This window comes from Rhodopseudomonas sp. BR0C11 (genome assembly GCF_010820945.1).
Classification (GTDB): Bacteria; Pseudomonadota; Alphaproteobacteria; order Rhizobiales; family Xanthobacteraceae; genus Rhodopseudomonas; species Rhodopseudomonas palustris_H.
The window spans coordinates 1-1,614 of sequence record NZ_QTKI01000660.1 but is presented as its reverse complement, the minus strand read 5'-3'; the positions used below and the strand labels follow the sequence as shown (position 1 = coordinate 1,614).

The window sequence follows — 1,614 nt, the reverse complement described above, 5'->3', positions numbered from 1 at the left end:
GCTGCGCCGCTGCGGCGGGGGCGGGGGGGAGGACGACGAGCGGCGGCGCGGCGGAGCGAGCCTCAGCGGCGGTCGGAGCTTCTGAAAGCTGCGCAGACGATCCCTGCGCGGATGCAGCCGTGATGGTGGCGGAGGGTTTCTGTTCCATGACGTTGTTCTCCGGCGAGAAACCTGGACGAATGCCCCAGCTCCACAGCGTGATGGCAGGCAGGGGCAGCAGCATGAACCAATGCTCAACGACGCCGAGCGCAAACAGCGTCGACACCAGCGTGAGACCAACCACTTCAAACGGCGTATCGGCGACTTCGACAATGCGCTGGATCATAACCACCAGCACTGCGGTCGCCATTGTCACAGAAATCGGGAAGAACGCGCTCACCGGCTTGCGGGCGAAGTAGGTCTTCAGAAACTGGACGGCATCCGGCATCAGCTCGTCATTGGTCACGGGCACGCCGAGGAACAGATTGATCTTGGCGCTCTGACGCAGCACCCACAGCGCCGTATAGGTCCACAGCCCGACCTGGTTTTCGGCGCCGAACGTCACCGCGAGCACCACAGCGCCGCAGGCGAGCAGGCAGAGCTCGTGATACAGGATGGCCTGCAGCGCGTAGCTGAAGCGCATGAAGCCCTTGGCGTCGGGCGGGCACGGTTCGGCCCGCGGGCCGGTGAGCCAGCCCGACAGGAACGCGATTTCCTGCGCGCCCCACAGGAAGATGATGCAGCTGAACGCCATGTAGGCCGCGCCGACGCTGACGTCGTGCGCGGTGACCGACAGGCCGCACAGCGCGATGGTGAGCATTCCCCCGGCGCACACCGCCCGCAGCAATTCGGAGCGGCCGACACTGCCGACCAGGAGCAGCACCGCTCCGGTGGAGAACCACCAGACGAAGGCTGCGAAGACCGGTGGGCCGAGGTAGCTGACCATCACACCGTCCCCCTCACCACGCCGGACGCAGGCCGATGACGCGCGGCAGTTCGTTACGCTTGGCCGGCAGCAGGAACAGTCGGCCGAATGCCAGCGCTGCCGAGGCGGCGTAGAACGGCCGCTTCAACTTGCCGAGCAGACCCTGGCGGTGGCTCTTGTCGATCTTCTCCGCGGCGATCCGCAGCCGCTCGAGGTTCTGGAGAAAACGCGGGTCGTCGAGATTGATCGTCACCGGGAAGACCTGCTTGGAGATCTCGGTGGTGATGCGGAACACCTGCATGCCGTAGTCGGTGGCATCGACCCCGAGCGCTTCATAGAACGCCGGGCGCATGTGGTCGCGCACGTACATCGTGGCGAACACCGCGAGCAGGAAGAACCGGATCCACAGCTTGTTGACGCCGGACAGCAGCGACGGATCGGCGCGCATCAGAAGCGCGAACGCCTCGCCGTGCCGGAACTCGTCGTTGCACCAGCGCTCGAACCACTTGAAGATCGGGTGGAAGCGGAGCTCCGGATGGCGCTCCATCTGGCGATAGATCGTGATGTAGCGGGCGTAGCCGATCTTCTCCGACAGATAGGTCGCGTAGAAGATGAACTTCGGCCGGAAGTAGGTGTACTTCTTGACCTTGGTCAGGAACGACAGGTCGACGCCGATGCCGTGATCCTTGAGGATCTCGTTGATGAAGCCG

Annotated in this window: 2 protein-coding genes; both read right to left on the bottom strand. The window is 64.5% G+C overall.

Annotated features, from left to right (window positions below; translation table 11 throughout):
* The coding region (gene puhE / locus DYI24_RS26310; RefSeq protein WP_164574398.1) for a putative photosynthetic complex assembly protein PuhE at nt 1–925 on the bottom strand (925 nt) is incomplete at its 3' end.
* 13 nt (nt 926–938) lie between these two features.
* A partial coding sequence (acsF, locus tag DYI24_RS26305; protein WP_164574397.1) for a magnesium-protoporphyrin IX monomethyl ester (oxidative) cyclase occupies nt 939–1,614 on the bottom strand: 676 nt, incomplete at its 5' end.